General features: G+C 47.3%; 27 protein-coding genes. 8 read left to right on the forward strand and 19 right to left on the reverse strand.

The annotated features are described in order from the left end of the window. Positions 1-72: 72 nt before the first annotated feature. Together KNP99_RS11435 and KNP99_RS15525 are read left to right on the forward strand one after the other, a co-directional pair. The gene (locus KNP99_RS11435; RefSeq protein WP_029332396.1) at positions 73-297 is read left to right on the forward strand and encodes a hypothetical protein; all 225 of its coding nucleotides are present in this window, start codon (positions 73-75) and stop codon (positions 295-297) included. A gap of 209 nt (positions 298-506) precedes the next feature. Beyond that, positions 507-1,814 (forward strand): globin-coupled sensor protein, encoded by a 1,308-nt coding sequence (locus KNP99_RS15525; protein ID WP_088836105.1) that lies wholly within the window; start codon positions 507-509, stop codon positions 1,812-1,814. Positions 1,815-1,900: 86 nt separating this feature from the next. On the opposite strand, the gene KNP99_RS11445 is transcribed toward KNP99_RS15525, so the two are convergent. From KNP99_RS11445 to KNP99_RS11465, 5 genes are all read right to left on the reverse strand, one after another. Continuing rightward, on the reverse strand, positions 1,901-2,527 hold the full coding sequence (locus KNP99_RS11445; protein WP_239456797.1) for a class F sortase: 627 nt from the start codon (positions 2,525-2,527) through the stop codon (positions 1,901-1,903). Next, on the reverse strand, positions 2,487-3,281 hold the full coding sequence (locus KNP99_RS11450; protein ID WP_088836104.1) for a DUF4397 domain-containing protein: 795 nt from the start codon (positions 3,279-3,281) through the stop codon (positions 2,487-2,489). The genes KNP99_RS11445 and KNP99_RS11450 overlap by 41 nt, the downstream gene beginning before the upstream one ends. A 734-nt stretch (positions 3,282-4,015) precedes the next feature. Next, positions 4,016-4,888 carry an agmatinase gene (gene speB / locus KNP99_RS11455; protein ID WP_214767707.1) on the reverse strand — a complete coding sequence of 291 codons (873 nt, stop codon included), beginning with the start codon at positions 4,886-4,888 and terminating at the stop codon, positions 4,016-4,018. 60 nt (positions 4,889-4,948) lie between these two features. Further along, positions 4,949-5,788, reverse strand: coding sequence for a polyamine aminopropyltransferase (gene speE / locus KNP99_RS11460; RefSeq protein WP_014969274.1), 840 nt, complete (start codon positions 5,786-5,788; stop codon positions 4,949-4,951). A gap of 142 nt (positions 5,789-5,930) precedes the next feature. After that, complete coding sequence (locus KNP99_RS11465) at positions 5,931-6,605, reverse strand: NAD(P)H-dependent oxidoreductase (RefSeq protein ID WP_088836102.1); 675 nt, start codon at positions 6,603-6,605, stop codon at positions 5,931-5,933. A gap of 397 nt (positions 6,606-7,002) precedes the next feature. Between KNP99_RS11465 and KNP99_RS11470 the strand changes: the two genes are divergently transcribed. Further along, entirely contained in the window at positions 7,003-8,559 is a 1,557-nt protein-coding gene (locus KNP99_RS11470) for a BCCT family transporter (RefSeq protein ID WP_215193243.1), read from the forward strand. Positions 8,560-8,634: 75 nt separating this feature from the next. Further along, positions 8,635-9,477 (forward strand): metallophosphoesterase, encoded by an 843-nt coding sequence (locus tag KNP99_RS11475; RefSeq protein ID WP_251132087.1) that lies wholly within the window; start codon positions 8,635-8,637, stop codon positions 9,475-9,477. Between the two features lie 40 nt (positions 9,478-9,517). Here the strand turns inward: KNP99_RS11475 and KNP99_RS11480 are convergent, their stop codons facing one another. Beyond that, a complete protein-coding gene (locus tag KNP99_RS11480) occupies positions 9,518-10,012 on the reverse strand; it encodes a YwhD family protein (RefSeq protein ID WP_214767701.1) in 495 nt (164 codons plus the stop codon). A gap of 68 nt (positions 10,013-10,080) precedes the next feature. After that, positions 10,081-10,608: a hypothetical protein gene (locus tag KNP99_RS11485; RefSeq protein ID WP_214767698.1), complete on the reverse strand. Its 528-nt coding sequence runs from the start codon at positions 10,606-10,608 to the stop codon at positions 10,081-10,083. A gap of 171 nt (positions 10,609-10,779) precedes the next feature. Between KNP99_RS11485 and KNP99_RS11490 the strand changes: the two genes are divergently transcribed. Together KNP99_RS11490 and KNP99_RS11495 are read left to right on the forward strand one after the other, a co-directional pair. Beyond that, positions 10,780-10,965 carry a 2-hydroxymuconate tautomerase gene (locus tag KNP99_RS11490; protein WP_029332386.1) on the forward strand — a complete coding sequence of 62 codons (186 nt, stop codon included), beginning with the start codon at positions 10,780-10,782 and terminating at the stop codon, positions 10,963-10,965. An 88-nt stretch (positions 10,966-11,053) separates the two neighbouring features. Next, complete coding sequence (locus KNP99_RS11495; protein WP_088836098.1) at positions 11,054-11,683, forward strand: NAD(P)-dependent oxidoreductase; 630 nt, start codon at positions 11,054-11,056, stop codon at positions 11,681-11,683. Between the two features lie 80 nt (positions 11,684-11,763). Here the strand turns inward: KNP99_RS11495 and KNP99_RS11500 are convergent, their stop codons facing one another. The 4 genes from KNP99_RS11500 to KNP99_RS11515 form a co-directional block, all read right to left on the reverse strand. Beyond that, positions 11,764-12,126, reverse strand: coding sequence for a YciI family protein (locus tag KNP99_RS11500; protein WP_251133088.1), 363 nt, complete (start codon positions 12,124-12,126; stop codon positions 11,764-11,766). Positions 12,127-12,614: 488 nt separating this feature from the next. Then, the gene (locus KNP99_RS11505) at positions 12,615-13,793 is read right to left on the reverse strand and encodes a NupC/NupG family nucleoside CNT transporter (RefSeq protein ID WP_029332383.1); all 1,179 of its coding nucleotides are present in this window, start codon (positions 13,791-13,793) and stop codon (positions 12,615-12,617) included. A 123-nt stretch (positions 13,794-13,916) separates the two neighbouring features. Beyond that, the gene (locus KNP99_RS11510; protein WP_214767694.1) at positions 13,917-14,768 is read right to left on the reverse strand and encodes a phosphotransferase family protein; all 852 of its coding nucleotides are present in this window, start codon (positions 14,766-14,768) and stop codon (positions 13,917-13,919) included. Next, positions 14,752-16,071 carry an HD domain-containing protein gene (locus KNP99_RS11515; protein ID WP_088836094.1) on the reverse strand — a complete coding sequence of 440 codons (1,320 nt, stop codon included), beginning with the start codon at positions 16,069-16,071 and terminating at the stop codon, positions 14,752-14,754. The genes KNP99_RS11510 and KNP99_RS11515 overlap by 17 nt, the downstream gene beginning before the upstream one ends. Before the next feature lie 146 nt (positions 16,072-16,217). Between KNP99_RS11515 and lipL the strand changes: the two genes are divergently transcribed. Both lipL and KNP99_RS11525 read left to right on the forward strand, forming a co-directional pair. Next, positions 16,218-17,042 carry an octanoyl-[GcvH]:protein N-octanoyltransferase gene (gene lipL / locus KNP99_RS11520; RefSeq protein ID WP_088836093.1) on the forward strand — a complete coding sequence of 275 codons (825 nt, stop codon included), beginning with the start codon at positions 16,218-16,220 and terminating at the stop codon, positions 17,040-17,042. Positions 17,043-17,055: 13 nt separating this feature from the next. Next, a complete protein-coding gene (locus tag KNP99_RS11525) occupies positions 17,056-17,904 on the forward strand; it encodes a DegV family protein (protein WP_088836092.1) in 849 nt (282 codons plus the stop codon). A gap of 112 nt (positions 17,905-18,016) precedes the next feature. Here KNP99_RS11525 and KNP99_RS11530 read toward each other — a convergent pair whose 3' ends face one another. The 8 genes from KNP99_RS11530 to KNP99_RS11565 form a co-directional block, all read right to left on the reverse strand. Beyond that, entirely contained in the window at positions 18,017-18,427 is a 411-nt protein-coding gene (locus KNP99_RS11530; protein ID WP_088836091.1) for a hypothetical protein, read from the reverse strand. Beyond that, positions 18,424-19,947, reverse strand: a complete 1,524-nt coding sequence (locus KNP99_RS11535; RefSeq protein ID WP_088836090.1) for a flotillin lipid rafts scaffold protein FloT — start codon at positions 19,945-19,947, stop codon at positions 18,424-18,426. Before KNP99_RS11535 ends, KNP99_RS11530 begins: the two co-directional genes overlap by 4 nt. Further along, positions 19,944-20,465 (reverse strand): NfeD family membrane protein, encoded by a 522-nt coding sequence (locus tag KNP99_RS11540; protein WP_088836089.1) that lies wholly within the window; start codon positions 20,463-20,465, stop codon positions 19,944-19,946. The genes KNP99_RS11535 and KNP99_RS11540 overlap by 4 nt, the downstream gene beginning before the upstream one ends. Next, complete coding sequence (locus tag KNP99_RS11545) at positions 20,455-20,694, reverse strand: hypothetical protein (RefSeq protein WP_029332376.1); 240 nt, start codon at positions 20,692-20,694, stop codon at positions 20,455-20,457. Before KNP99_RS11545 ends, KNP99_RS11540 begins: the two co-directional genes overlap by 11 nt. 143 nt (positions 20,695-20,837) lie before the next feature. Continuing rightward, complete coding sequence (locus KNP99_RS11550) at positions 20,838-22,037, reverse strand: multidrug effflux MFS transporter (protein ID WP_088836088.1); 1,200 nt, start codon at positions 22,035-22,037, stop codon at positions 20,838-20,840. A gap of 12 nt (positions 22,038-22,049) precedes the next feature. Further along, entirely contained in the window at positions 22,050-23,183 is a 1,134-nt protein-coding gene (locus KNP99_RS11555; RefSeq protein WP_088836087.1) for a YfbR-like 5'-deoxynucleotidase, read from the reverse strand. Positions 23,184-23,241: 58 nt separating this feature from the next. Then, entirely contained in the window at positions 23,242-23,997 is a 756-nt protein-coding gene (locus tag KNP99_RS11560; RefSeq protein ID WP_088836086.1) for a TerC family protein, read from the reverse strand. A gap of 149 nt (positions 23,998-24,146) precedes the next feature. Then, positions 24,147-25,004 (reverse strand): TerC family protein, encoded by an 858-nt coding sequence (locus KNP99_RS11565; protein WP_088836085.1) that lies wholly within the window; start codon positions 25,002-25,004, stop codon positions 24,147-24,149. Positions 25,005-25,030 lie beyond the last annotated feature (26 nt).

Genomic DNA, 25,030 nt, shown 5'->3' on the forward strand with positions numbered 1-25,030 from the left:
ACTGTTGCTACCGCACAGTTTGGCTTTTTTAATTGCGGAAAAAGGGGAATGGACTAACAAGGAGGGGTTCGTATGGTACCGAAAATCGAATTCGTACAACACTTCGACGACAACAAAGGAAAACGATTTAAAATCGAACTTTGGAATCTCGGAACCTTCACATTTAGTGCCGAATCAGCCAAAGGCCCCGTCACGCGGTTTAGTTCGATTGATATCCAGTTCATTCAATCGTGCGTTAGCCGGATGCGGGCACTTAACGATGCAAAACAAGCCTTCCAAGAAGATCAACCGGTCTAACTTTCTTTCACTTTCTCTTTAAAAATACATGATGTACGATCGAACACGCTTCCGCTCATGATCCAGGATCATGAGCTTTTTTCGTTTAAGGTCAATATTTTTTAACTTCTAGAGAGTTTCCTTCTAAAAAAGATACTGTTTTTTCCTTTAGCAACCGATAAAGAATAAGACTATTACATTCTTAATTTGAAGAAAATCGGAGGCTTACTGTGCGCAACCCATTTAAAACTAAATCATCAAGCTCAACCTATCAGGCAAAAATCGGATTTCCCGATAAAAAATTCATTACAAAAACAAGTGATCCCACTTTAGCAGGACGCCTTGAATATATGGGCTACACTGAAGAACAATTGCAAACGTTAAAAGCGATGGCTCCTGTCGTCAATTCTGTATTAGACGAAGTCCTCGAACAAGTACTTGACCAACTCCTTCTCCACCCGGAAATGGTGCAGATTGCTGAAAATGCTTCGACACGTCAACGCCTGAAAAAAGTATTTGCCGACTATTTCGGTAGCCTCTTGACCGGAAATATGGACGAGAAGTTTCTTGCGATGCGAAAACGCATGGGTAAAACGCATAACCGGAATTTCGTCCCTGTTACGTGGTTCATCGCTTCTTACGCAGCATTCAACACCTTACTGATTCCTAAAGTCGTCGAGCATTTCCAGGAAGATCCGGAGCAACTTGCAACAGCAATCCTCGCGTTGACTCATGCGATGAACTTGGATGCGCAAATCGTTACAAGTCAGTATGTCGACGCACGATTAGAAGAAGTAGGTGCAGCCAATGAAGCACGCACACGACTTCTGCAAGACGTCGTCCGTGTCAGCCAGGAGGTCGCGAGTACGGTCGAACAAACAGAAGGGGCCATTCTCGAAACGAGTCAACGGGCGACACAAATCTTATCCGAGACGGATCAGACCGAGAAAACAAGTCGCAATCTCGTTGGCTTAACATCAGAAAATGAAGCACAGATGGACAAAATGGAACAACAATTCGTCCAATCGACGGGTCAAGTCAATACATCATTAACAAGCATCCAACAGTTAAAAACGACATCTGACGAAATCGTCAAGATGACACAAGGTATCGAAGACATCGCGAACCAAACGAATCTCTTAGCTTTAAACGCCTCAATCGAAGCAGCACGTGCCGGTGAGCATGGGAAAGGATTCTCTGTCGTCGCAATCGAAGTCCGTAACCTCGCTGAAAATGCGAAATTGTTAAGCAGCAGCATTAATACGCTCATCCAAAAAAATAATGTCAACATTACTCAACTCGTCTCACAGATGGAAGACATCACACGTTCGAACTCCGCCTCTCGGACAGAACTGCAACAAGTGAAGAGTGGGATTCACACAGTGAAAAAAGAGATGGAGAATTACTTGGAGATGTTCGGGCGCAATAAGAACGACTTAGGCCAAATCGTTCAGACGATTCAAGGAATCAGTCAAACGACACAAGGTCTCTCGGCTTTGACAACGAACCTCGTCGCAGCATCGGAATCGAACGCGTAAGTTTTTTTGATTTGTTCAGGTTGAGCTTCATCTAAAAAAAGACCAACCCATGACGGATTGGTCTTTTTTTGATTCCGTATTGCTTGTTACTCTTCCACTTGATCGGCGGTTACGACTAACCGTTCATCATACCCTTTTGATTTCGTAAACGTTCCGATACACGAAATCAACGTCAGGCGTTTAGCGACCGTTGCCCCAAAAATCGAACCAACGGGTGCTTCATCTACAGGATAGGAGGTTACGTTTGTCACCACGTAAGATATCGTCTGCCCTGCTTTTGATCGTAACTCGATTCGTTGTCCTTGTTTCATCTTTGCTAAATCGTAAAATACAGCGGGACCTTCCGTGTCATCTAAATGACCTGCGAGGATGACATTTCCGGTTTGGTTCGCCTCCGCGCCGTATCGGTACCAACCCACTTGATCGGTTTTTTTCGGAACATCCATCCGCCCTTGCTTGTCTTTCCCCACGATTTCAACCTTTGCTTGCACGTCAATCGCATCAATCGATAGTGTCGCCGGGATAAAACTAGCCGTTTCACGACTTTCTTGTACGGATTCAGGTATTGCTTGCTCGATTGCAGGTGTCGCTTGCTCGACTGGCTTCGAAGGAGGAACAGATTCTTCTGTTCCTCCACATCCAGCGAGAATGAGAAAGATCAGAAAGAAACTGTTACGCGTTTTGTTTACGGCGAATGACATAACTTGTTCCAACTAGGGCCGCTCCAGCAAGTGCTACAAGTGCCCAAGTCGTTGCCATTGAAGATGTGTCTGCTGATCCACCAAGTCCTGTGTCTGGCATCGCAGCCATTTCACCGCCATCTGGAATCAAGAGCACATCAAACGCGGGTTCTCCTTCAAGAAGACCGATTGCAAGCGCTGTATAGTTTTTACCGCTATCTAATTTAACACCGTCGAGTGCTTTGACAACATCCATCGCGCCCGCTGGTCGTACTTCAAGATCATACGTGCCGGCATCGAGTGTTCCATAGTCTGAGACTTTCGAGAATTCAAGGTCACTGAAGAGTGCGTCTCCACCTTTAGGGGCGACATCAACAGCTGGTGCGTCCGGTGCAAAGTGCGCGACACGAACCATTGATTTTCCATCTTCACCTTGACCATTGTCTTCCATGACAGCGAGTTTAATATCTGCTAATTTACCGATTGCCGCGACTGAGTAAAATTTTCCGGCTTCAATGTTGAGTGTTTGAGAAAGTACAGGATCTTCTGTTGTTCCTGCAGCGAAGACTTCAACTTTATGTTCTCCTGCCGGAAGAGTGAGATAGTCTGTGACAGCTTTGAATTCCGCTCCTGAGACAGCTGTTTCGCCATCGACGGCAATATCAACTGCCGGAGCATCTGGTGAAGCGTGAATTACACGCACCATTGCGTCATCTGCTGCACCTACCGGTAGCACGAATAGTGCAAACAAAAACGCAGCGGTAACGAACGATATGAATTTCTTCATCATTTTTTCCACCTCTCGTGTCATAATGTATTTCGCTTCTCAAGCCAACCTTTCATTCTAGAATAAAATATTTCATTCGCGGTGACATCTTGAATTTAAACTAATTTGCAGTACTTTGTAAATATTCCGATGTGCTGAGAGTAACAGTTGTACGCTATCCCCTTTCGGAGTCTCCAGCATCTCACTACCGTATTCCATTCACCCCACCTTCTTTAACTGAAACTGATAAACTGTACAAATGAAGAAATGTACTGCCCATCCTATGTCTTTTTAGACGCATCATGTTTTTCAGCACCACATGGATCGGTTTATCGATCATATGATTCAAGCGGCAATCTTTCGGGATGTTGTAAAAAAAAACAGGCAGGCGTCTATATGATTACACTACCCTTTGCTAAGCATTTGTAACGTCCGAATGTAGATTCGAGACGGATTGCGCTCTAAACCATCTACATGCCCGGCTTTCCGTCACGATGTTACCTAAAAAGCGTCACGTTTCGTTGACTCCTACGGGAAAAAGTGCGTTTTTAACGCACTTGCAGAGGCAGGCAAGACCCTGCTCATTGTCCGCTAGGATCCAAGGAGCAGCGGCTTGCGCCTCGCCCGAGGAAAGCAACGAAAAAAGACGCTTTATCTCCCAATAGCACGTTGTCTACAGTCTGAAAAAAGTAGCGTACAAGGACAACCCCTTGTACGCTACTTTTTTACATATCCCGCAATCATTTCAGACAAATTTACTTAATGAAACCAATCATCATTTCACGTAAGACTTTCGCAGCGGCAATCGCTGTCATGTCAGACTGATCATATGCCGGGCAGACTTCAACGAGATCGGCTCCGATGACGTCGACGTCAGCACGTGAAATCATGTGGACGACTTCAAGTAACTCTTTTGTTGTCACGCCGCCGATTTCCTGTGTACCTGTTCCTGGTGCAGCAGACGGATCGAGGACGTCGATATCAATCGTCACATAAACTTTTTTACCGGCAAGCTTCGGCAAAACAGTCTTTAACGGTTCAACGATTTCATACTTGAACAAATTGTAACCGGACGTCTTCGCCCACTCGAATTCTTCTTTCATCCCTGAACGGATGCCGAATGAATAGCAGTTTTCCGGTCCAATCAAGTTGGCGATTTTTTTGAGTGGTGTCGAATGCGAGAGCGGTTCACCTTCATACTCGTCACGTAAATCCGTATGTGCGTCAAAATGTAAGACGACGAAATCATCGTAGTGTTTATCAAAGGCTTTAACGACCGGCCACGTCACGAGGTGTTCGCCCCCCATACCGAGCGGGAACTTACCTGCCGTCAGTAACGAATCGACATACTCTTCAATCATGTCGAGTGACTTTTGGGCATTGCCGAACGGCAACGGAATGTCACCCGCGTCAAACAATTTCGCATCGGCGATATCGCCGTCTAAATACGGACTATATTCTTCGAGACCAAGTGATACTTCACGAATCCGCGCCGGGCCAAAACGTGATCCCGGGCGGAAACTGACCGTCCAGTCCATCGGCATGCCGTATAACACACCTTTTGCATCTTCGTGAGTCGGTTGACTCGCGATAAAGACTTTACCTGAATATGCTTCATCAAAACGCATTTCTATTCCTCCAGTCATAGAAAGGAGTGTCCCTGAAAACGGAACACTCCTACTTTGAAATTAAATCGTTAAATCTTTGACGAACTTTGGCAACGCGAACGCTGCTGTATGAAGTTCCGGTGTATAGTACTTCGTTTCGATTTCATGGAAACGCTCTGGTGCGACAGCGAGTGGATCATGTTTTTTCGATCCAATCGTAAATGTCCACAGACCGCTCGGGTACGTCGGAACGTTCGCGATGTATAGTTTTGTGATTGGGAAGATTTCTTTGACGTCACGTTGTACATCACGGATCAAATCTGGTGTAAACCATGGGTTGTCCGATTGTGCGACGAAAATACCGTCTTCTTTTAATGCTTTCGAGATTCCAGAGTAGAATCCTTTTGTGAACAGGTTGACGGCAGGACCGACCGGCTCTGTCGAATCGACCATGATGACATCGTATTCGTTGACCGCTTCCGCGATGTGCATGAATCCGTCACCCACAATGACTTCGACGCGTGCGTCGTCTAAACCACCTGCGATGTTCGGAAGGTATTTCTTCGAGTACTCGATGACCTTGCCATCAATTTCGACGAGAACTGCTTTTTCGACCGATGGGTGTTTTAAGACTTCACGGATGACTCCGCCGTCTCCCCCACCTACGACGAGAACCGATTTCGGGTTCGGGTGTGTGAACAATGGGACGTGTGCGACCATTTCGTGATACACGAACTCATCTCTGTCCGTTGTCATGACCATCCCGTCAAGTAACAACATTGTACCGAACTCGTCCGTCTCAACCATCTCCAGGCGTTGAAACTCCGTTTGTTCGCTCTCATAAACGTGGTTGACACGGAATGTGATACCGTAATCTTCCGTTTGGTGTTCCGTGAACCATAACTTTAATTTTTGTTCCATTTGCGATAGAACCCCTTTCTTTCTCAAGACAAAAGTTGTTCGTATGCGAGTGGCGTTTACGGCGCTTCTTAATCATACAAATGCGAGTATACCGAATTTTGAAAGAAACTTCTATATAATTCGAAAAAAACTATCTGAGTGTTTACTCGACGAAAGTGACGATTTCATCCAAGTCACGGCGTTGTTTCGCACGTTTCGGTTCATCCGCCCGGTAACCGAACGCTACCATGACAGGAACCGTAAATACAGTCCGGTCGAGTAAATCATGGTCGACTAAGATTTTTTCAATCGCCTCTTGATCAAATCCTTCAATCGGACATGAATCGATTCCGATTTGTGCTGCCGTCGACATCATGTTTCCGAGCGCGATATAGGCCTGTTTCGCTGACCAGTCTTCCATCGCTTTTTCATTATTCCCGATTTTAAAGTCTTCTTCGAGGAAAAGACCATACCGCGTCGTCCGCCCTTGTTTTGCCTCGTCTGACAAACCGAGTGCGTCCATCATGTGCGTGACATGCGGACCATCTGGTTGCATTTGCGCACCTGTCCGTGCAAGGAAAATGACATAATGGCTCGCTGTCGGCAATTGTCCTTGGGCACCCCACGAGACGGCACGAAGTTCTTCACGCAATGCTTCATTTTGGATGACGAGCATGTTCCAAGGCTCATAACCAAATGAACTTGGGGAGAGACGCGCGGTTTCTAAAATAAATGCGAAGTCTGCTGGTGTGATCTTTTTCGAAGGATCAAATGCTTTCGTCGCATGACGTGATTGAAAGGCTGCTAAAATAGCTTGTTTTTTCTGTTCGTGACTCATTGTTCGATTCCTCCAGTGATTTTGATCGATTATTTCACAACGATAGCAAATCTGAAATGACCCGTCTGCTATTCTGCTTGATATTAAATGTTACAAATCAATCTTTTCGGGAAATACTAGAGAAACAAAAGAAAAATTAGATTTTTTCATTTTTTTCAAAAATCGCTATGCAAAGCCAGTTCAAACGACTTTACCACCCTTTTTTTCTAGAAATCCCCATCTTTCATTACCCACAGCATTTGCCATCCTTACTATAAGTTTGTTACGGTAGTAACTTGCGTGATAAGGTTTTGTTTTTGAAGTTACGGGTATTACTAATCGTTGTATAGCAATTTTTCAGTATTTACAACATGAAACAAAACAAACATGTAAAATTCGAAAGAAGGTGTTGACCACGATGGAAAATAATCGAAAAAGCAAGATCCCGAACGTCTTTATTGTATCCGTCATTTTCTGTGTGCTCTTTACCATATGGGGAATCTTACCTGAATCACTCATTGGTGCCGCAAATCTTGGCAACGTAACAGCAGTCGCACAAAACTTTGTTACAAATGGCTTCGGCTGGCTCTACTTATTCGGTATGAGCGTCTTTTTATTAGTTGCAATCTTCCTCGTCTTCTCGCGTTTCGGTTCTATCCGACTCGGAAAAGACTCTGATCGCCCTGAATATAACCTGATTTCTTGGTTCGCGATGCTCTTTAGCGCCGGTATGGGGATTGGGCTTGTCTTCTGGGGTGTTTCAGAGCCATTGACACACTTCCATACACCACCGGTTGCGACGAGTGACCCGACTGAAGCAGCACGTCTTGCGATGCGCTATTCATTCTTCCACTGGGGACTTCACCCATGGGCACTTTATGCAATCGTCGCTTTAGCAATCGCTTATTCGACATTCCGTAAAGGACGTCCTGCGACAATCGGCGATACTGTCGCTTCGCTTATGAAACCGAAATATGAAGCTGCAGGTAAAGGGACAGTTGAAGTTCTCGCGATCGTCGCAACAGCATTCGGTGTTGCCACTTCACTTGGACTTGGCGCCCAGCAAATCTCGGGCGGTTTACATTTCCTCGTCGGAGGTATTCCAAACTCGTTCATGACTCAGCTCCTGATCATCCTTGTTGTTTCAGTCCTTTATATGATTAGTGCTGCTTCTGGTCTCGACAAAGGTATTGTACGCCTCAGCCACGCGAACCTTGTTCTCGCGGCGCTCTTGATGGTCGGCGTCTTGTTCCTCGGACCATTCAGTTTCATCATGGATTTATTCGTTCAAACAACAGGTGCCTATTTACAAAACCTGCCGATCATGAGTTTCCGTGCCTCAGCCTTCAATCCGGACGAACGTTCATGGATTAACGGCTGGACGATCTTCTACTGGGCATGGTGGATTTCTTGGTCACCATTCGTCGGTACGTTCATCGCACGTGTTTCAAAAGGACGGACGATTCGTGAATTCGTTCTCGGTATCTTGCTCGTCCCAACAATTTTCGGACTGCTCTGGTTCTCTGTTTTCGGTGGATCGGCAATCTGGAACGAACTTTTCAACAGCGTAAACTTAATTGATACAGTTAACGATAAAGGTGTCGAAACAGGTATGTTCGCCTTGTTCGAGACATTTGGTACACTTGGTACGATTCTTAGTATCGTAGCTGTCTTCTTGATTACGACATTCTTCATTACGTCAGCTGACTCAGCAACGTACGTACTCGGAATGCTCTCTTCAGGCGGTAGCTTGATGCCAAGCCTTCGAATCAAATTGACATGGGGTGTCATCCAGTCTTCAATCGCAGCTGTTTTACTTTATGCCGGTGGGCTGAGTGCTCTCCAAGCTGCCGCGATTTTAGCCGCCTTCCCGTTCATCTTCGTTGTCGGGATGATGGTCATTGCCTTGTTCATTGATTTGTATAACGAACCTGAAGAAAAGAAAGCATCTGATGATTTAAAGAAAGAAGCATAATCATGTTAGGCACCTCTTCCGCAATGCGGACTGAGGTGCCTTTTTGGTATGCTTAGTGAAGAGAGGAGTGAGGTCTTGCGTGTCAGAAAACGCTGGTTCGTTTCATTAGGGGTTTTTGTCTTAGGCGGTTGGTTTTTATATCAAGAAAATAATGTGATTGAAACGACCGCAATCACGATTGAAACAGAACGACTGCCAAAAGCATTCGATGGCTATACAGTCGTCCAAATCGCTGACTTACATGGGAAATCCTTCGATCCAAAACAAACGAAGCTACTCAAAAAAATTACTCAAGCACAGCCTGACCTCATCGTGATGACCGGGGATTTAATCGACTCTCGCCGAAACGGAGAAGCCGCTGCGCTGACTTTGATGAAACAATTGACTGCGGACTATCCTGTCTATTTCGTCACGGGAAACCATGAAGTTCGTCGCAACTTGACCCTTTTACCGAAACTCGAAGCGATTGGTGTACAAATTTTACGGAATACGGCAGTCCCGCTCGAATATAACGGTGCAAACATTGCTCTACTCGGCATCGACGACCCAACGACGACACGCTGGAGCGAAGGTCTCCAAGAGTCTGACGGAACTCGGAAAAGCCTCGCCTCCGCACAAGAAGCTCTCGATCGATCGACGTTTCAACTCTTACTCGCCCATCGTCCGGAATATGTACCGCTCTATGCGGAGCGGCAAATTGATCTCGTTCTGTCCGGTCATGCTCACGGCGGTCAAATCCGACTTCCCTTCACAGATGGCTTGTATGCACCTGGACAAGGATTTTTCCCGAAACGGACGGCCGGTCAATATACAGTGGATACGACACAACTCATCGTCAGTCGCGGTCTTGGCAACAGTCTCTTCCCGTTTCGGTTGTTCAATCGTCCCGAAATCGTTGTCATCACTTTAAAGTCATGATAAAAAATCGCCGCCTCCTAGGAGACGGCGATTTTTTTAGTTATGCGAGTGCATCATGTAACTCAGGCTCTGCGTTCGCCCACATTTCCGGTTTATGTGTCATCAGGAATTCACGAAGCAGTCCTTTTGACGTATCGTCCATCTGATCGACGACGATGCGTCCCTTGAGTGACTTGTCCATCTTATTGACGTGATCGGCTAAGATTTTAAACCCGCGCCGTGTTTCGACATCGACTAATAAATCGCATGCTGCGACGCCTCCATAATAAAACCCTTCTGACTTACGTCCTACCGTGACCCAAACGATCCAGTACAGTTTCCCATTCGGTGCGTCCGCTCGATCCGTCGTGAACTTAATCCGCTTCTCAATTGCTGCTTTCGCATGCATGGCACCCATATCGATGTATGCTTCGCCGTCCTCTGGCGAGATGATGACCGGTGACATACTGTTCAAACTGAGTGTCCCGACGCCAAATCCACCATGTCCGTCTGTTGAATTATCTGAAATGATATTGAAGTTAATCTTCTTTTCCATCTTTACTCGACCCCTTTTACAGCTGTTGCCTCTATCATACCGCATTCAACTGCTGACGCAAGTCCCGCTTAGCGTTTCACTTGTTCCAGCTGTTCTTTCGTCACACGCCGAATCGTCGGCAGACGGAGACATTCAAGTGAGGTCAATTCTTCATGCACAGGTGGATTTGATTCTTCCAAGCGTGTCAATGCCCGGTCGTAAAGTGTCTGTGCCGCACGACCAAACAAAATCACGCGTTCAAGCGACGAGCAACGAGACCGAATCGCCCGCAGTTGTTTAGCAAGCTCCCGGACACGCTCCTCGACTTCTGTTTCAATCTCAGGCGGTAACTTCCGATTTTGGAACAAGGGCTTAAAGCGGTCATCCTCTTCAAGCAACGTCACCATTCCATACCGTTTCGCTTCCGGCGTACCGACGAGTGCCGCTAATTCTTTATCCGTCACAAGTCGACCAAACGGAATGCTTTCATCAAAAATAACTTCTGCGACTTCCAAACCCTTCGTCCCCGATAGTGGATACGTCGTGTCCTCTGGTAATGCCCGGTCGAAAATAAGCAATGTATGAATCTTTTTTCGTATAACAGATTCCATTTCCATTGGTGTCACCTCTTCATCCTAAGTTTTCCTCTCGACTACTTCTCTTTTACATGCCCCCACTCCTGTCTTATACCCGTCTTTTCGTGTTTCGATGTCGCTGTTTGACGGCCCCCCTGCTCCATACGGTATACTGAGGGCGTATTGCCATTATGTTTTTAGGAGGAACGATTTATGCCTTACGTTACCGTTAAAATGCTTTCAGGACGGACTGTCGAACAAAAACGTGCACTGATCGAAAAAGTAACAGAAGCTGTTTCAGAAACAGTCAATGCTCCAAAAGAAAACATTACCGTCTTCATCGAAGAAATGGAAAAGACGGACTATGGACAAGCAGGCGTCATGTTTGCCGATAAATAAGGAACTAAAAAAGGATGGACGATGCGTGTTGCTCGACCATCTTCTTTCTTATACCTATAACACCATGAACGAGAGAGGATGAATTATGATGGCAACGCTTAGCCTTTTAGGGGCAACGGGACGGACAGGGCGCCCATTGCTCGATTTATTGTTACAAGCCGGTCACAATGTCCGTGCGCTCGTCCGCTCGACCGATCACATGTTACCGGAGCACCCGCAATTGACGATCATTCAAGGAGATGCAACGGAAGTAACAGATTTAGAGAACGTCATTCAAGGTTCATCTGCCGTCTTCAGTTGTCTTGGTACGGATCAGCAACATGTTCTTTCAACAGCGATTCCCCATCTCGTCACGAAAATGAAGGAACAACAGATCGAACGGATCATCTTCATCGGGACGGCTGGCATTCTCGATGCCTCAGAAGAACCCGGGAAGTACCGCTTCCAGTCAAGCGAATCGCGCCGCCGTTCGACAGTGGCTGCTGAAGATCATTTGAAAGCTTATTTGACATTAAAGGATGCTGACGTTGACTTCACTGTCATCTGTCCGACTCAATTGACGGAAGACGATGAAATCAATGATCTCTTAATTGAAGCACCCCGCTTCACACAGGAGACAGGACCGATTCCTCGCCGCAACGTCGCCCGTTTTGCTTTTGAAGCCTATAACGAACATCTCTTCAGTCGTAAGCGCGTGGGGATTGCTTCCCATCAATGATTTCAAAAATCAACATGACGATGAATCCCGTGCGCCGTCAGGCATGCTGGATTCATCGTCATGTTTTAGTTTGCTTACTTTCAATCAAACACTTGTCGTAGTTCAATTTCCCCTTCACCGTGCCCTTGCGGATCCGGCATCCGTAGTGCCCAGTCGATTGCTTCTTTTCGTGACGCGACATCGATCAAAATAAATCCAGCAATCAATTCCTCTATTTGCATGAATGGTCCTTCCGTAACGATCGGTCGATCTCCAGGTCCACGATAAGAAAAGCGCATCCCGTTCGAGCTCGGATAGAGTCCTTTCGCCATCACATGTACCCCTGCATCGCGTAACGCTTGATTGTACTCGGACATCGCTTCCATAAGCTCAGGACTTGGACGCTCACCCGCTTCTGCACGCTTTGATCCTTTAACGATCAACATAAATAGCACGTTCAGCATCTCCCTTTCTCGAAAGTCGCTAAAATGATGTATTAACCAATTCCACCATCCCCTTCTCCGCAAACCAAGATGAGTCTAACCAAATCAATTCTTGTGGCGGATGTTTCCGACATCCTCGCTTTCCAGGTAAGCCTGGAGAGAGCAACGAAAATAGATGACGCTTGTCTGGTCCACAATTTTTTTCTACAATCTAAAATACCCGCCGACAAAAATGTCAGCGGGTAGAAAAACTCTTATGAAGCGCGAACATGCGATATCGAGACAGATTGTACTCTAAACCGTCTTTCCTGATTTCCCACATGGTATTCCCTAAAAAGCGTCACGGTTCGTTGACTCCTACGGGAAAAAGTGCGTTTTTAACGCACTTTCAGAGGCAGGCAAGACCGAGGAAAGCAACGAATAAAAACGCTTGCAGTTCCCAATATCGACTTTTTCCACAATCTAAAATACCCGCCGACAAAGATGTCAGCGGGCATGTTAAGTTCTCATTAGATGATGACACTGACGACGATTGCTGTCAGAACACTGACGAGCGTCGCACCGTACAATAATTTAAGACCGAAGCTCGCAGCGACACTGCCTTGGCGATCGTCGAGTCCTTTAACTGCACCCGCGATGATCCCGATTGACGAGAAGTTCGCGAATGAAATCAAGAAGACCGATACGATTCCGAGTGTACGCTCTGAGAATTCTTTCGTGTACTCAGGAAGACTGAGCATCGCGACGAATTCGTTCGTGATCAATTTCGTTGCCATGATGCTACCAGCACTGACTGCTTCTGCCCATGGAACACCCATGATAAAAGCGAATGGCGCAAAGATGTACCCGAGAATTTCTTGGAACGAGATACCAAGAACCATCAAGAAGATGTCGTTGACCATCCCAATCAATGCGTTGTATCCGATTAACATCGCACCGACGATGATTGCGACTTTAAATCCATCTAAGATGTATTCGCCGAGCATCTCGAAGAACGTTTGTTTCTCTTCGACGATTTCTAAGATATCTTCGTTTGGATCGACCGTATACGGATTGATGATTGAAACAATCATAAATCCACCAAAGAGGTTTAAGACGATGGCCGTAACGACATATTTCGGTTCCACCATTGTCATGTAAGCACCGACGATTGACATTGAAACGGTCGACATCGCCGAAGCACACAATGTATAGAGACGGTTTGCCGGTAATTTACCGATTTGTTTTTTGACTGTGATGAAGACTTCAGATTGACCGATCGCTGCCGAGGCGACGGCGTTGTATGATTCAAGTTGTCCCATGCCGTTAATCTTCGACAAGACAAATCCGATTCCGCGCATTAAGAGCGGGAGGATTTTCGTGAACTGTAAAATTCCGATTAATGCTGAGATAAAGACAATAGGAAGAAGAACGTTGATGAAGAATGGCTGTGCCCCTTCATTCGCAAGTCCACCAAAGACAAAGTTAATTCCGATTGCTGCATAACCAAGTAACTTTTCAAAGACACTCGCTACACCGCGGATGATAATATAACCGAACGACGTGTTCAATAAGATGAATCCGAGAACGAGCTGAAGCACTAGCATGACCGCAAGCGGTTTCAATTTGATACTTTTACGATTGCTGCTGACGAGTAGAGCTAGTCCAAAAACGACGACCAGTCCGAGTAACGCGATTAAATATTTCATGAAGTACCCCTCAATCTATTAGTTGTTTATCAGTTGTACATAAGTACGATGTCTGACGTTTAATCTCTGTCCCAAGTACTAGAATAATCAACATTCGTCAGAACTGCAATAGGTAAAGTTCATTTAGTAACCGCTTTCGTTATTTTCATAAACTTTCAAGACAAAGTTTTCCAGGCGTTTCCGAACATTGTCCTGACTGAGGTTTCGCTTTCCATATGCTTCCCACCCCGGATATACAGTAATTGTTTCGGGTCCAAAATCGAAAACAGCATTTAAGTCCCATCTCCGATCGTAAGTAAGCCCGCTCATCGCCTGATAAAATTTTAAAAACCGGTCCGCAACTTCGACGGACTCGAGTAAAGCAAGGTTCAGCCGGCAATGCGCCACGTCTGCTTCAATCGGTCCAACACATGCACTCACCCAATCAACTACGTTATACTTTTCCCCTAAATCGTATAACACATTAACCGGATGGAAATCACGATGGATGAATCGAATCTGTTCACTAGGCGCTGGTGCTGGTGCACTTGCCCAGTCCCAGGCGGCGATTTCGGTTGCCCAGGTCGGAACGACACGGGTTTTACTATAGGGTTTATATACATACGAAGTTTTTGGGACCGGTAAGCGATGAATTGCGACTAACGTCCGTGCCAGTCGCTCCACATACAGATCGTCAAGTGGCGTAAGTTGCACCACCCCTTGGACATACGTCATCTGAAGCCAAGGTGGAATCTCGCCGATCCACGCTTCTTGATACTTGAGGACGCGCGGTGCAAGCGGCCCCGCCGTCTTTAGCGCAAAGACCTCGTGCGCGACGAGGTCCTGTTCTTGTTGCAACCAGTTTGGATTCGTATGGATTCGGATAACACTGTCGCCCGCCCGTACGACGAGCGACGAGGTCGCCCCGGGTAAAACTTCCGTCTCAATTCCGGACAACCCGACCTGTTCTAAAATCTGCTCAATGACTCGTTTCATTTGAGTATCCTCCGAGCAACAGTTGATCAATCTGCATCTTTTCATTAGCGAACTCACGTAAGTCATACAAGATTTCTTGCGGATAAAACAACTTTTCATCCGTCTGTCTTGAATTCGCGATCGCTTCGACGAGTGGGGAGACTTGTGAGATTTCTTTTTTCTGCCCGTCTTTCATTTGGAGCATGATCGGCTGTTTACTGATTTCTCCGTTCTCTCCATATAAATCATACGGAAGGCGACTTAATTTATCTTCTAACAAGTAATATGCCGGATCGAGTCCGATTTTATTGAACAGTTCTGCTAGTTTTTCATGGATTGCTTCCCGCTTTTCTGGTGGGTAGTCGACGTACTTAAATAATTTTCGATTGACGAACCGACGTGACAAGTCACTAAGAATCGCATCGTGTTCTTCCATCCATTGTTGGAAATAGAAATAAACAATCGTTTCATCAAGCGCGAGGTAATTCTTCAACGCCATCGTTTGGTCAAATAACGGAATCAAATGAACCGGATGGATGTCAAACACATAACCCGAGGTATACAGTTCCTTCGCCCGCTCGAGAATCGCTTTTAATAAGTAATCGCTCGATCGTGTGACCGGGTGCAGATAGACTTGCCAGTACATCTGATACCGGCGCATGATGTAGTCTTCAATCGAGTGCATGCCTGATTGTTTGACGACCATCTGATTGTGTGCGGGACGTAAGACACGCAACATGCGTTCTAAATCAAACTTCCCGTAACTGACACCGGCGAAATGGGCGTCACGCAATAAGTAATCCATCCGGTCGACGTCGAGTTGCGAACTGATCATCGTCACGAGCAACTGGTTCGGATGCGTCTTATTGATGACGGAGGCGACTTCTTCCGCAAAGCCTTCGCCAACTTGATCGAGGACTCGTTTGATTTCCGTATCCCCGAGAATGATTCGTTCCGTCCACTCCTCGTGATCGACACCAAAGACATTTTCGAAGGCATGGGAAAAGGGTCCGTGCCCGACGTCATGAAGCAAGGCTGCGACGAGCGTCAGCTCGCGGTATTGGTCATCCCAGTCAGCACGACCGTTAAAGACGTCAATCAGTTGGCGTGTAATCTCATACACACCAAGCGAATGATGAAACCGTGTATGCTCCGCTCCGTGAAACGTCAAAAAGGATGTCCCGAGTTGTTTGACCCTGCGAAGCCGTTGAAACTCCTTTGTTCCAATCAGTTGCCAAATCAATTGGTCGCTGACATAAATATAACGATGAACCGGATCTTTAAAGACCTTAGTTTCTCTTAATTGACCTAGTGACTGATACATGTCATTCTCCCCTTCATCTGGTCGTTCTCTTCGTTGTTTTCAATTTAGGGGCAGTCTGTTCCTGTCAGACTATCCGCTTCTTACATAAAGTTTACACTGGCTATGCTATAATGATGTCGCAAATCTACAAAAAAAGGAACGAGCCAATGGGAATCGAACTCTTAAAACAAGAACAATATCGTATTTTTGATCAAACGTCACTCGGAACGACATTTCATGCCACCCAATCGTTCGCGATGGACGACACGCTTTGTGCCTCCGTCGCAACAGAAGGTGCGGCACTTCGTTCTTGGGTGCACCACGAAACGGTCGTCCTCGGGATTCAAGATGCCCGTCTGCCTCACTTAACAGAAGGAATCGACGTCTTGAATACACACGGCTTTCACCCCGTCGTCCGAAATTCGGGCGGACTCGCGGTCGTCCTCGATGCAGGTGTCTTGAACATTTCGCTTGTCCTACCAGAACGGGGCGGCATTGATATCGACAGCGGCTACGAAGCGATGCTCGCCCTTGTGCAGCACATGTTCAGAGACGAAACCGATGCGATCGTCGCTGGCGAAGTCGTCGGCTCATATTGCCCCGGCTCTTACGACCTTTCGATATTCGGTAAAAAGTTCGCCGGGATTTCGCAACGACGTGTCCGCGGGGGGGTCGCCGTTCAGATTTATTTATGTGTCAACGGAAGCGGGAGTAAGCGCGCAGCACTCGTGCGCGACTTTTATGAAGCCGCCCTGCAAGGCGAGGAAACAAAATTCACGTATCCTGTCATCATTCCGGACACAATGGCCTCTCTTGAGGAGTTACTTCAACTTCCGCTTACGGTCGAACAGTGTTTACTCCGTGCTTACCGTGCCTTGATGGCACTCGGCACAAATTTAGTCCCGTCCGTCCTCGATGAAGTCGAAAATGAACGATTCGGTGTAAACCTGGGCCGGATGCTCGAACGAAACGAAAAAGCCCTAGGTAAGTAAAGGAGAGAACGCAATGGTACGATTCATTACCGATAGTGGTGCCGATGCACCGCAAGAATTATTAGATGCCCATGACATCACAATCATGCCGTTCGGTGTATTGATTGGAGACGACACGTATTTTGACGGCGAAACGATTTCGCCGGAGGAGCTCTATGCTAAAATGCGTGACGGTGCTGCGCCAAAAACTTTCCAAGTCGAGGTCACGCGGATCGCGGAAGTCTTCAAAGCACACTTCGAACAAGGGGAACCGTTCCTCTATCTCGCTTTTTCAAGTGATCTATCCGGCACCTATCAAACGGCAACGATGCTCGCAGAAGAACTCGCCGAACAATATCCCGATGTTCCGTACGCCGTCATTGATACGAAAACAGCATCGACCGGTCAAGGACTCTTCGTCCTTGATGTCGCGACCTTCGCGAAAACACATACGTTTGACGAAACAAAAGCCTATGCAGAACAAAAAGTGAATTCGATCCGTCACTTGTTCACGGTTGAATCACTCGAGTACCTGATGCGTGGTGGTCGTGTGTCACGTGCGAGTGCCTTCATCGGTGGATTATTATCGATTCTGCCGCTCTTGACGGTCGAAGACGGTAAGTTGATCCCGAAAGAAAAGATTCGTGGTCAGAAAAAGGTCATGAACCGGATCGTCGAATGGATGGAAGAAGCGCGTCCGATGATTGACGGACACCGCATCATCATCGGTCACGGTGACTCGATTGAACGGGCCGAGATGCTCAAACAATTGATTGAAGCCCAGTTCTCTCCAAGCGAAGTCTTGATTACGATTGCCGGAGCGGCCATCGGTTCGCACACCGGACCGGGACTGCTTGTCATCGGCTATGATTTGCCGGCCTGACAGCCGCTTGATTTTATCCACACTAAAAAATCCGAATGATTCCCCTCTTCTTTATCAGAAAAGGTTGGATCATCCGGATTTTTTTGTTTTTAAAACCTGTCATTTCACGGTTTCATCGTCTCGATGCATACGGTGTCCGCTCTGTTCTCGGTTCAAAAAGTCCGAGCAACAAAAAGCGGAACAATACATACACAAACAAAAGCAATGTCACCAGTTCAAAGAACAAATAGCCGACATCTTGCAAGGACAGTCCTGTCCGGATTCCGTTCCACAAGTAGGCCAGATCTATTGTCAACAGACCGATTAGACCGGCAGCGAGCGCTTCCGCCCGTGTCAGCGGATGGTGAAGCGAATAGGAAACCCGCTTGACGTTGAAGATGTTCTGGATTCCGTCCTCTGATGTATAGCCTTTATACAGCGCGAACGCCGAACCGATTGCTACGAGGAAAAGTGCCGAAAGCGGGGCAACCAGATTTACGATAACCAGCAGAAACAGCATCGGCAAGACAACGTTCGGTTTCATTCAGACTTCGTTCCCGACGCGACCGGTTCCCCTTGATTCAAGTTGACCGTCAACGGTTTGGCTGTCCCTTTTCCAGAAAAGTTCTCAATCAATTCTTTGACATCGATTCCGGAAGAAGCCTTCAACGTCTCTTGGAGTGACGCCATCAAGTCCGTCGCATAACCCGTCACACGGTTCGCACCGCCACCTTCACCGTTCCCTGTATCGACGACCGTGATCTTGTCGATGTTACCGAGTGGTGCTGCGATTTCTTTCGCATACTCCGGCATCATGCGAATGACCATGTCGAGAATCGCCGCTTGTCCGAATTGTTCGAAGGCTTGGGCAATCTTCTCTTTTGCTTCTGCTTCCGCAAGACCTTTCAGGCGGATGATGTCCGCCTCGGTTTCCCCTTGTGCCCGCTCGGCGTCGGCTTTTGCGAGACCATCAAGGCGAATCCGTTCCGCATCGGCCTTCGCTGACGCTTCAATCCGGTATTTCGTCGCATCGGCTTCTGCATATTGTTTCGCCCGGTCCGCTTGTGCTGCCTGTTCGATCGAGTACCGATCGGCATCGGCACGTTTTTTAACTTCTGCGTCGTACTGTTTCTCGCGACGGAGAATTTCACGTTCTTCGAGTTCGATTTGTTTTTGCCGTTCGATGATTTTGATTTGCATTTGTTGCTCTGTGACTTCTTGTTGCGCGCGTGCATTTTCTAAGTCGTAGGCTTGGTCGGCTTTCGCCTTCGCGATGTCTTGTTCGCGACGATAGTCTGCCATCTTCAGCTGGTTTTCTTTTTCCGCTTCCGCGATTTCAGTCGCGCGCTCGAGCTCTGCTTTTTTCGCATCTTTTGAAGCTTCCGCCCGCTTGATCCGCGTTTCTTTTTCAGCATCCGCCGTCGCGATATCAGCGTCACGGCGTACTTGCGCGATGCGTGGTTTCCCGAGTGATTCGAGATAACCGTTTTTATCGCGGACATCTTTAATCGTGAACGAGACGATGATCAGTCCCATTTTCGCGAGATCTTGTGACGCGACACGTTGCACTTCTTGCGAAAATTTATCGCGGTTCTTATAGATTTCTTCGACCGTCATCGATCCAAGAATCGACCGCAAGTGACCTTCGAGGACTTCCCGCGCCTCACTTTCACGGTCTTCCTTTGATTTCCCGAGGAATTGCTCGGCTGCCGTCGCGATTTCCGAAATCGAGCTGCCGATTTTAATGATTGCCGTTCCATCCGCCATGACCGGAACACCTTGTTCCGTATAAACTTCAGGCGTTGTTACTTCGAGCTTGCTCGACAGTAAACTGAGCGGTGTCGCCTGTTGGAAGACAGGCAAGATGAATGCCCCGCCACCGCGAATGATTTTAACGCGGTTACCGGATTCATCCGTATTGACACTTGGACTATTTCCGAGATAACTCCCCGACACGATTAACGCTTCTTCTGGCCCAACTGTCCGATACTTCGTGATAAATAGAGCAACAAGCGCTAAAATGAGCGCGCCGGCGATAATCGCCACAATAATAACTGGATTCACGTAAACATCTCCTCTTTCCATTGGTTCGGGTAGGTCATGACGTGCGCCACCCCTTGTTTGATTTCAATGATGATGACTTTCGTTCCTTGATCGAGTGGCGGTCCTTCAAATAAAACGGCTGATTTTGAAATCCGTCCGGAGACATCATCGACTAAAATTTCTCCATATCCGTCACTCGGGATCGATAAAATGACCGTTGCACTTCTTCCTTCTAGCATCTGCTCGGAAAAACCCAGCGACTGCTCGGCTTCGGCAAGCGGTACAAAAATGAACAAGTGCACTAAGGTCGTCAAAATAAGACTGATGAATCCACTGAGCAATAAGATCATCAATGAGCTCATGGCTGTTAAATGCTCAAGTCCGAATCCGAAAGCCGACGTTAAAATGACGAATGATAAAATCAACGTCGGATGAAAAATTTGATCGACGCCCGGAACCAGGTCCGAGAACACGACCGATAACAAAACGCCACATCCTGCTGCTGCCAGTGCATAGAGATACAACGTACTAACGTCCATCTTCTGTCACCTCGATAAAAGCACTCGAGCCATAAAGCTGATGATAAATCCGTTTGTATTCATGCCGGTTTTCTTCATACAGCAGGTGTGCCAGCTCACGCTCACGCGGACTGGTGTCTTCTTGCAAACGCCGTGCATACTTTTTCTGTGCCGCGTAATGACGCGCTAGCAAACTTTCGAGTGCTCCTTGACTTGGCGTGGCCGCGACAGGTTGACGTCGTTTTCTCATCTTCGTGCTCCTTTCCTGTTTAATCCGTTCAGTTTTATGTACGCTAGTTTTTGGAAATGGTTTCAAAAACCAATTTCCTTTTTCCATTTTTCATGCGGATAAACAAAAAAACCGAAGAGCAATGCTCCTCGGTTTTAATCCGTTTACTTTTTCCGTTTAACAATCAAAACATAGTAGATGACGAGTGCTGCACAATCAAGTGTCATGATAATCAACCCCATCGGTAAAGCCGAGTCCTCGCCCATGATTCCGACGAGTGGTGAAACGAGTGAACCGACGAGCATCGGCAAGAGACCGAGCAAAGCAGATGCGCTCCCTGCCGTCTTCCCGTAGTTTTGCATCGCAAGTGTAAAACCAAGCGTTGAAATCAGACCGACGCTCGACACAACGAAGAAAAGTGGAATCATGACAAAAATCAAGGCATCGGATAAGGTCAAGCCGAGGAACAACAAGATGCTTGCCGTCGCAACAATCATTAAGGCAATCCGCATCAATTTCTCACTATCGACGCGACCGGCGAGTCGTCCTGCGATTTGAGCCGCGATGATGATTCCAATCCCGTTCAAGCCGAACAGGAAACTAAACTGTTGCGGACTCGCACCGTAAATGTTTTGTAAAACGAACGGCGAACCGGAGATATAGGCGAACATCGCACCCATGACGAACGCTTGTGCAAAGGCGTAACCGATGAACACGCGGTCCGTCAATAAACGACCAAACGTCCGAACCGTCGTCGCGAGATTCCCTTCGACCCGGTGATGCACCGGCAGTGTTTCCGGTAACCGGAAAGCAACGGCAAGCAGCATCATCGTACTTAAGATGGCCAGTAAATAAAACACCACATGCCAATCACCGAAACGTAAAATTTGTCCACCGATGACTGGTGCTAAAATCGGAGCCGTCCCGTTAACAAGAGATAAAGCAGCAAAGAACTTCGTCAATTCCGGTCCTTCAAACAAATCACGAACGATCGCGCGCGAAATGACGATGCCGGAAGCACCAGCCGCCCCTTGCACAAAACGAAGTGCAATCAACACTTCGATCGTCGGAGCAAACGCACATGCAAGCGAGGCGAGGAGATAGGCGACGAGTGCGAGCATTAAGGGACGTTTCCGTCCGCGGACATCGCTAAGCGGTCCGACAATCAATTGACCGAGCGCCATGCCAAGCATACATGCCGTCAAACTCAATTGAATCATCGACGCACTCGCCCCGAATGAACGGGACATGTCGGGGAAAGCAGGTAAATACATGTCGATCGAGAGCGGACCGAGTGCTGCCAATGAGCCTAAAATTAAAATCAAGGTAAGTCGTTTCGTTTTCACGAGTGAAACATCTGCCATCCGATTTCCTCCTTAAGTCGTTACGTAATCCAAGTCGTGCAAGACATAGGCGAGGAAAAAGACGACAGATGGATTTTCGTAAGCCGTCTGGACTTTCTTCAGTTGCGCCCGGTAGCCTGTCTCATATTCCACTCCGTTCAACTTGCGTTCCATATTCATTTTAATCAACGCATCGAGCTTATCGACGACATCTACCATCTGTCCTTCATACGTATCATCTTTCGCTTCGACGAGAAAACGATAAAATTCTGTTCGCATCACGTCAGGTAATAATCCAATCAACGCCTCCCCTTCTGCCCGTTCATAGGCCTCAAAGGCAGCTGCCGTGACCGGCGTCGCATGTTTGACCGGTCCGAGGACGTCCCCTGTCGTCCCTTCGACTAAATCGTGACAGAGCAAACGCGAAACGACTTCAGCCGTATCGATCGTAACCCCGTACTTTTTCGACTCGATCAGACCGTTGAACAAGCCGAGGGAAGCCGCCCGAAACGCATGTGTCGCGTCATTGTCATCAATCGTATTGAAGCGCCCTTTCCAGCGTCGAATCGTATCCATCATCAATGCATTGTCAATGAAATGTGCCATCTCGTCTTCGGCAAAGACGGATGTCGTCAAGCGACGGATGGCATATAACGGGTGTTCGAGTAAATAGTTTTTCAGTTCAAGCGTTTTTGCTTCAAAGAACGGTGACGCCGTCATCCGTGCTTCCCGTCTTGCGAACAACATCGCGTCGAACGTATCGATCGCTTTAACGATTTGCCCTTCAATCGTGTCATCTTCGGCATGGACGAGATAGTCTGTAAATTCTGTTTGAAGCGATTTTGACAATAAGGCGACGAGTTTCTCACTCGCCTGTTGCTCCATCGCCTGAATGTGATCATGAAGTGTCGGCTCTTTTTTCGTCCGGTGTTTGATTGGACCGGTGATCACTTCGTTCATATCGTGAAACAGTGCCTTTCCTAATAAGCGGAGGCGATCGATTTCAACGGGTTGCTGCTCTTGTTCGATATAGCTCGCCATTAAACTAAATAGAGCGACGCGAAAACTATGACTTGCGGCGTTGTCTTGAAAACGCGGAGCATACTCATCCCAACGTGGTACGTTCTGCATCCGTGTCAGCATTCGAATAAAGTTACCGTTTTGCATGAAATCTCCCCCAAAATCAAAAAGGACAGAGGAGTTGTGACCCTGTCCAATTTTTGTATTATTTTTCTTCTTTGACACCACTTCTAAACCAGCCGATGACAAGAATCAGTCCGAGAACGACCCAGAAAATCGTCTGCCAGAGCGTGCTTTCCGGAAACTCGTGCGGTAAGACATGAATGGTCGGGTGTGCAAGCGTCATGATGACGAGCTTAACCCCGACCCAAGCGACGAGCCAAAATGCTGCTTCTTCAATCCCTGGTCGTTTTTGGAGTAAAACAACGAACCAGCTTGCGAAATATCGCATGATGACAAGTCCGATGATCCCACTGAAGAAGACGACCCAAAATTGTCCCGTGTTCAGTCCACCAATCATCCCGCCGACCATCGGTAATGTCGTCGCCATGGCAACGGCCGCGAGTGTCGAATCGACGGCAAACGCTAAATCAGATAATTCGACCTTGACGACCGTCCACCAAAAATTCGGCGATTCTTTTTTGGATGCCATCGCATCCGGTATTTGATGTTTGTTTGATCGTGCCTCGACGATTCCTTTAAAGGCGACATAAAAGAGGTACGCTGCACCAAGTGCCTGTAACTCCCAAACAGTCGCTAAGTACGACGCAAAGAAAATCGCGATGAAACGAAGGACGAGTGCCCCGATTAGTCCGTAAAACAACGCTTTTTTTCGTTGATCGTCCGGTAAAGGACGAACGAGTACCGCCATGACCATCGCATTATCAGCCGACAGCAATCCTTGTAAGATGATCAGGACGAGCCCGACCGTCGCATACTGCGTAATTAATCCAATATCCATAAAAACGAATCCCCTTTTTGTTCACTAGGTTCATTATAATCTTTGTACCTGTAAAAGAAAAAGACGGAAGCTTGAACCTTGTGTTTCTATCTTCCCCCTTTTTTCGGAGTTCACACTAAAAAAGACCCTCCAGTCGGAGAGCCTTTCGCTTAAAGATGTTGATCCACTTTTTTCTCAGCATCTGGATTTGGTTTTGTTTTCGGTGAAGAGAACCAACCCCAAACTGCGAGACCGACCATGACCGTCCAGAAGAACGCTTGCCATGGCGTACTGTGAGCAAAGCCTTCCGGTAACTTCATCGCTTCAAAGATTGTTCCTTCAATCGATGCGTGATATTTCGGATGCTCAAGGGCAAGAACGGCGAGCTTGACTCCGACCCAAGCGACGATTGCGAATGCCGCTGTTTCAAGTCCAGGACGTTCTGCGAGTAGTCTGACGAAGACGCGCGCTGCGAAACGCATCAAGACGACACCCATCAAACCACCTGTCAGGATGACGACGAAATGTCCGGCATTCAATCCACCAATTTCATTTGTCCCCCAGTCAGGTAATGCGACGGCGAGTGCGACCGCTGCAAGAATCGAATCGACGGCGAATGCAAGATCGGCGAATTCAATTTTAGCGACTGTTTTCCAAAACTCCGCTTTTGAGACGGGCTCATCCGATTTCGGTTCTTGATCGAGCTCACTGTCTGCCCCATGGTTTTCACCGAGCCGTCGTGCCTTGACCGTTTTATAAATATGCCGTAACCCCATGATAAGCAGGTATGCTGCACCAAGTGCTTGAATCTGCCAAATATCAACGAGGAACGAAATCGCGAACAATGCCGCGAAGCGGAGGACGAACGCTCCTGCCAAACCATAAAATAAAGCCTTTTTCTGTTGTTCGCCTGGTAAGTGTTTTACCATGACGGCGAGGACGAGTGCATTATCTGCTGAAAGTAGTCCTTCGAGTGCGATTAAAACGACGACTACCCAGGCATATTGTAGTACTAACTGCCAATCCATCTACTTCATTCCTTCCTATCTTATAA

Origin of the sequence: Exiguobacterium sp. s95 (assembly GCF_018618655.1) — a bacterium.
Lineage (GTDB): Bacteria > Bacillota > Bacilli > Exiguobacteriales > Exiguobacteriaceae > Exiguobacterium_A > Exiguobacterium_A oxidotolerans.

What these genes read in the sequence shown, in the direction of transcription:
- KNP99_RS11525 (WP_088836092.1), top strand. Translation starts at nt 17,056, where the DNA reads ATGGTACGATTCATTACCGATAGTGGTGCCGATGCACCGCAAGAATTA.
- KNP99_RS11480 (WP_214767701.1), bottom strand. Translation starts at nt 10,012, where the DNA reads ATGGAAAAGAAGATTAACTTCAATATCATTTCAGATAATTCAACAGAC.
- KNP99_RS11565 (WP_088836085.1), bottom strand. Translation starts at nt 25,004, where the DNA reads ATGGATTGGCAGTTAGTACTACAATATGCCTGGGTAGTCGTCGTTTTA.
- KNP99_RS11495 (WP_088836098.1), top strand. Translation starts at nt 11,054, where the DNA reads ATGGCAACGCTTAGCCTTTTAGGGGCAACGGGACGGACAGGGCGCCCA.
- KNP99_RS11490 (WP_029332386.1), top strand. Translation starts at nt 10,780, where the DNA reads ATGCCTTACGTTACCGTTAAAATGCTTTCAGGACGGACTGTCGAACAA.
- KNP99_RS11485 (WP_214767698.1), bottom strand. Translation starts at nt 10,608, where the DNA reads ATGGAAATGGAATCTGTTATACGAAAAAAGATTCATACATTGCTTATT.
- KNP99_RS11450 (WP_088836104.1), bottom strand. Translation starts at nt 3,281, where the DNA reads ATGAAGAAATTCATATCGTTCGTTACCGCTGCGTTTTTGTTTGCACTA.
- lipL (WP_088836093.1), top strand. Translation starts at nt 16,218, where the DNA reads ATGGGAATCGAACTCTTAAAACAAGAACAATATCGTATTTTTGATCAA.
- KNP99_RS11555 (WP_088836087.1), bottom strand. Translation starts at nt 23,183, where the DNA reads ATGCAAAACGGTAACTTTATTCGAATGCTGACACGGATGCAGAACGTA.
- KNP99_RS11560 (WP_088836086.1), bottom strand. Translation starts at nt 23,997, where the DNA reads ATGGATATTGGATTAATTACGCAGTATGCGACGGTCGGGCTCGTCCTG.
- KNP99_RS11550 (WP_088836088.1), bottom strand. Translation starts at nt 22,037, where the DNA reads ATGGCAGATGTTTCACTCGTGAAAACGAAACGACTTACCTTGATTTTA.
- KNP99_RS11515 (WP_088836094.1), bottom strand. Translation starts at nt 16,071, where the DNA reads ATGTATCAGTCACTAGGTCAATTAAGAGAAACTAAGGTCTTTAAAGAT.
- KNP99_RS11500 (WP_251133088.1), bottom strand. Translation starts at nt 12,126, where the DNA reads ATGCTGAACGTGCTATTTATGTTGATCGTTAAAGGATCAAAGCGTGCA.
- KNP99_RS11510 (WP_214767694.1), bottom strand. Translation starts at nt 14,768, where the DNA reads ATGAAACGAGTCATTGAGCAGATTTTAGAACAGGTCGGGTTGTCCGGA.
- KNP99_RS11465 (WP_088836102.1), bottom strand. Translation starts at nt 6,605, where the DNA reads ATGAGTCACGAACAGAAAAAACAAGCTATTTTAGCAGCCTTTCAATCA.
- KNP99_RS11540 (WP_088836089.1), bottom strand. Translation starts at nt 20,465, where the DNA reads ATGGACGTTAGTACGTTGTATCTCTATGCACTGGCAGCAGCAGGATGT.
- KNP99_RS11505 (WP_029332383.1), bottom strand. Translation starts at nt 13,793, where the DNA reads ATGAAATATTTAATCGCGTTACTCGGACTGGTCGTCGTTTTTGGACTA.
- KNP99_RS11530 (WP_088836091.1), bottom strand. Translation starts at nt 18,427, where the DNA reads ATGAAACCGAACGTTGTCTTGCCGATGCTGTTTCTGCTGGTTATCGTA.
- speE (WP_014969274.1), bottom strand. Translation starts at nt 5,788, where the DNA reads ATGGAACAAAAATTAAAGTTATGGTTCACGGAACACCAAACGGAAGAT.
- KNP99_RS11545 (WP_029332376.1), bottom strand. Translation starts at nt 20,694, where the DNA reads ATGAGAAAACGACGTCAACCTGTCGCGGCCACGCCAAGTCAAGGAGCA.
- speB (WP_214767707.1), bottom strand. Translation starts at nt 4,888, where the DNA reads ATGCGTTTTGATGAAGCATATTCAGGTAAAGTCTTTATCGCGAGTCAA.
- KNP99_RS11470 (WP_215193243.1), top strand. Translation starts at nt 7,003, where the DNA reads ATGGAAAATAATCGAAAAAGCAAGATCCCGAACGTCTTTATTGTATCC.
- KNP99_RS11435 (WP_029332396.1), top strand. Translation starts at nt 73, where the DNA reads ATGGTACCGAAAATCGAATTCGTACAACACTTCGACGACAACAAAGGA.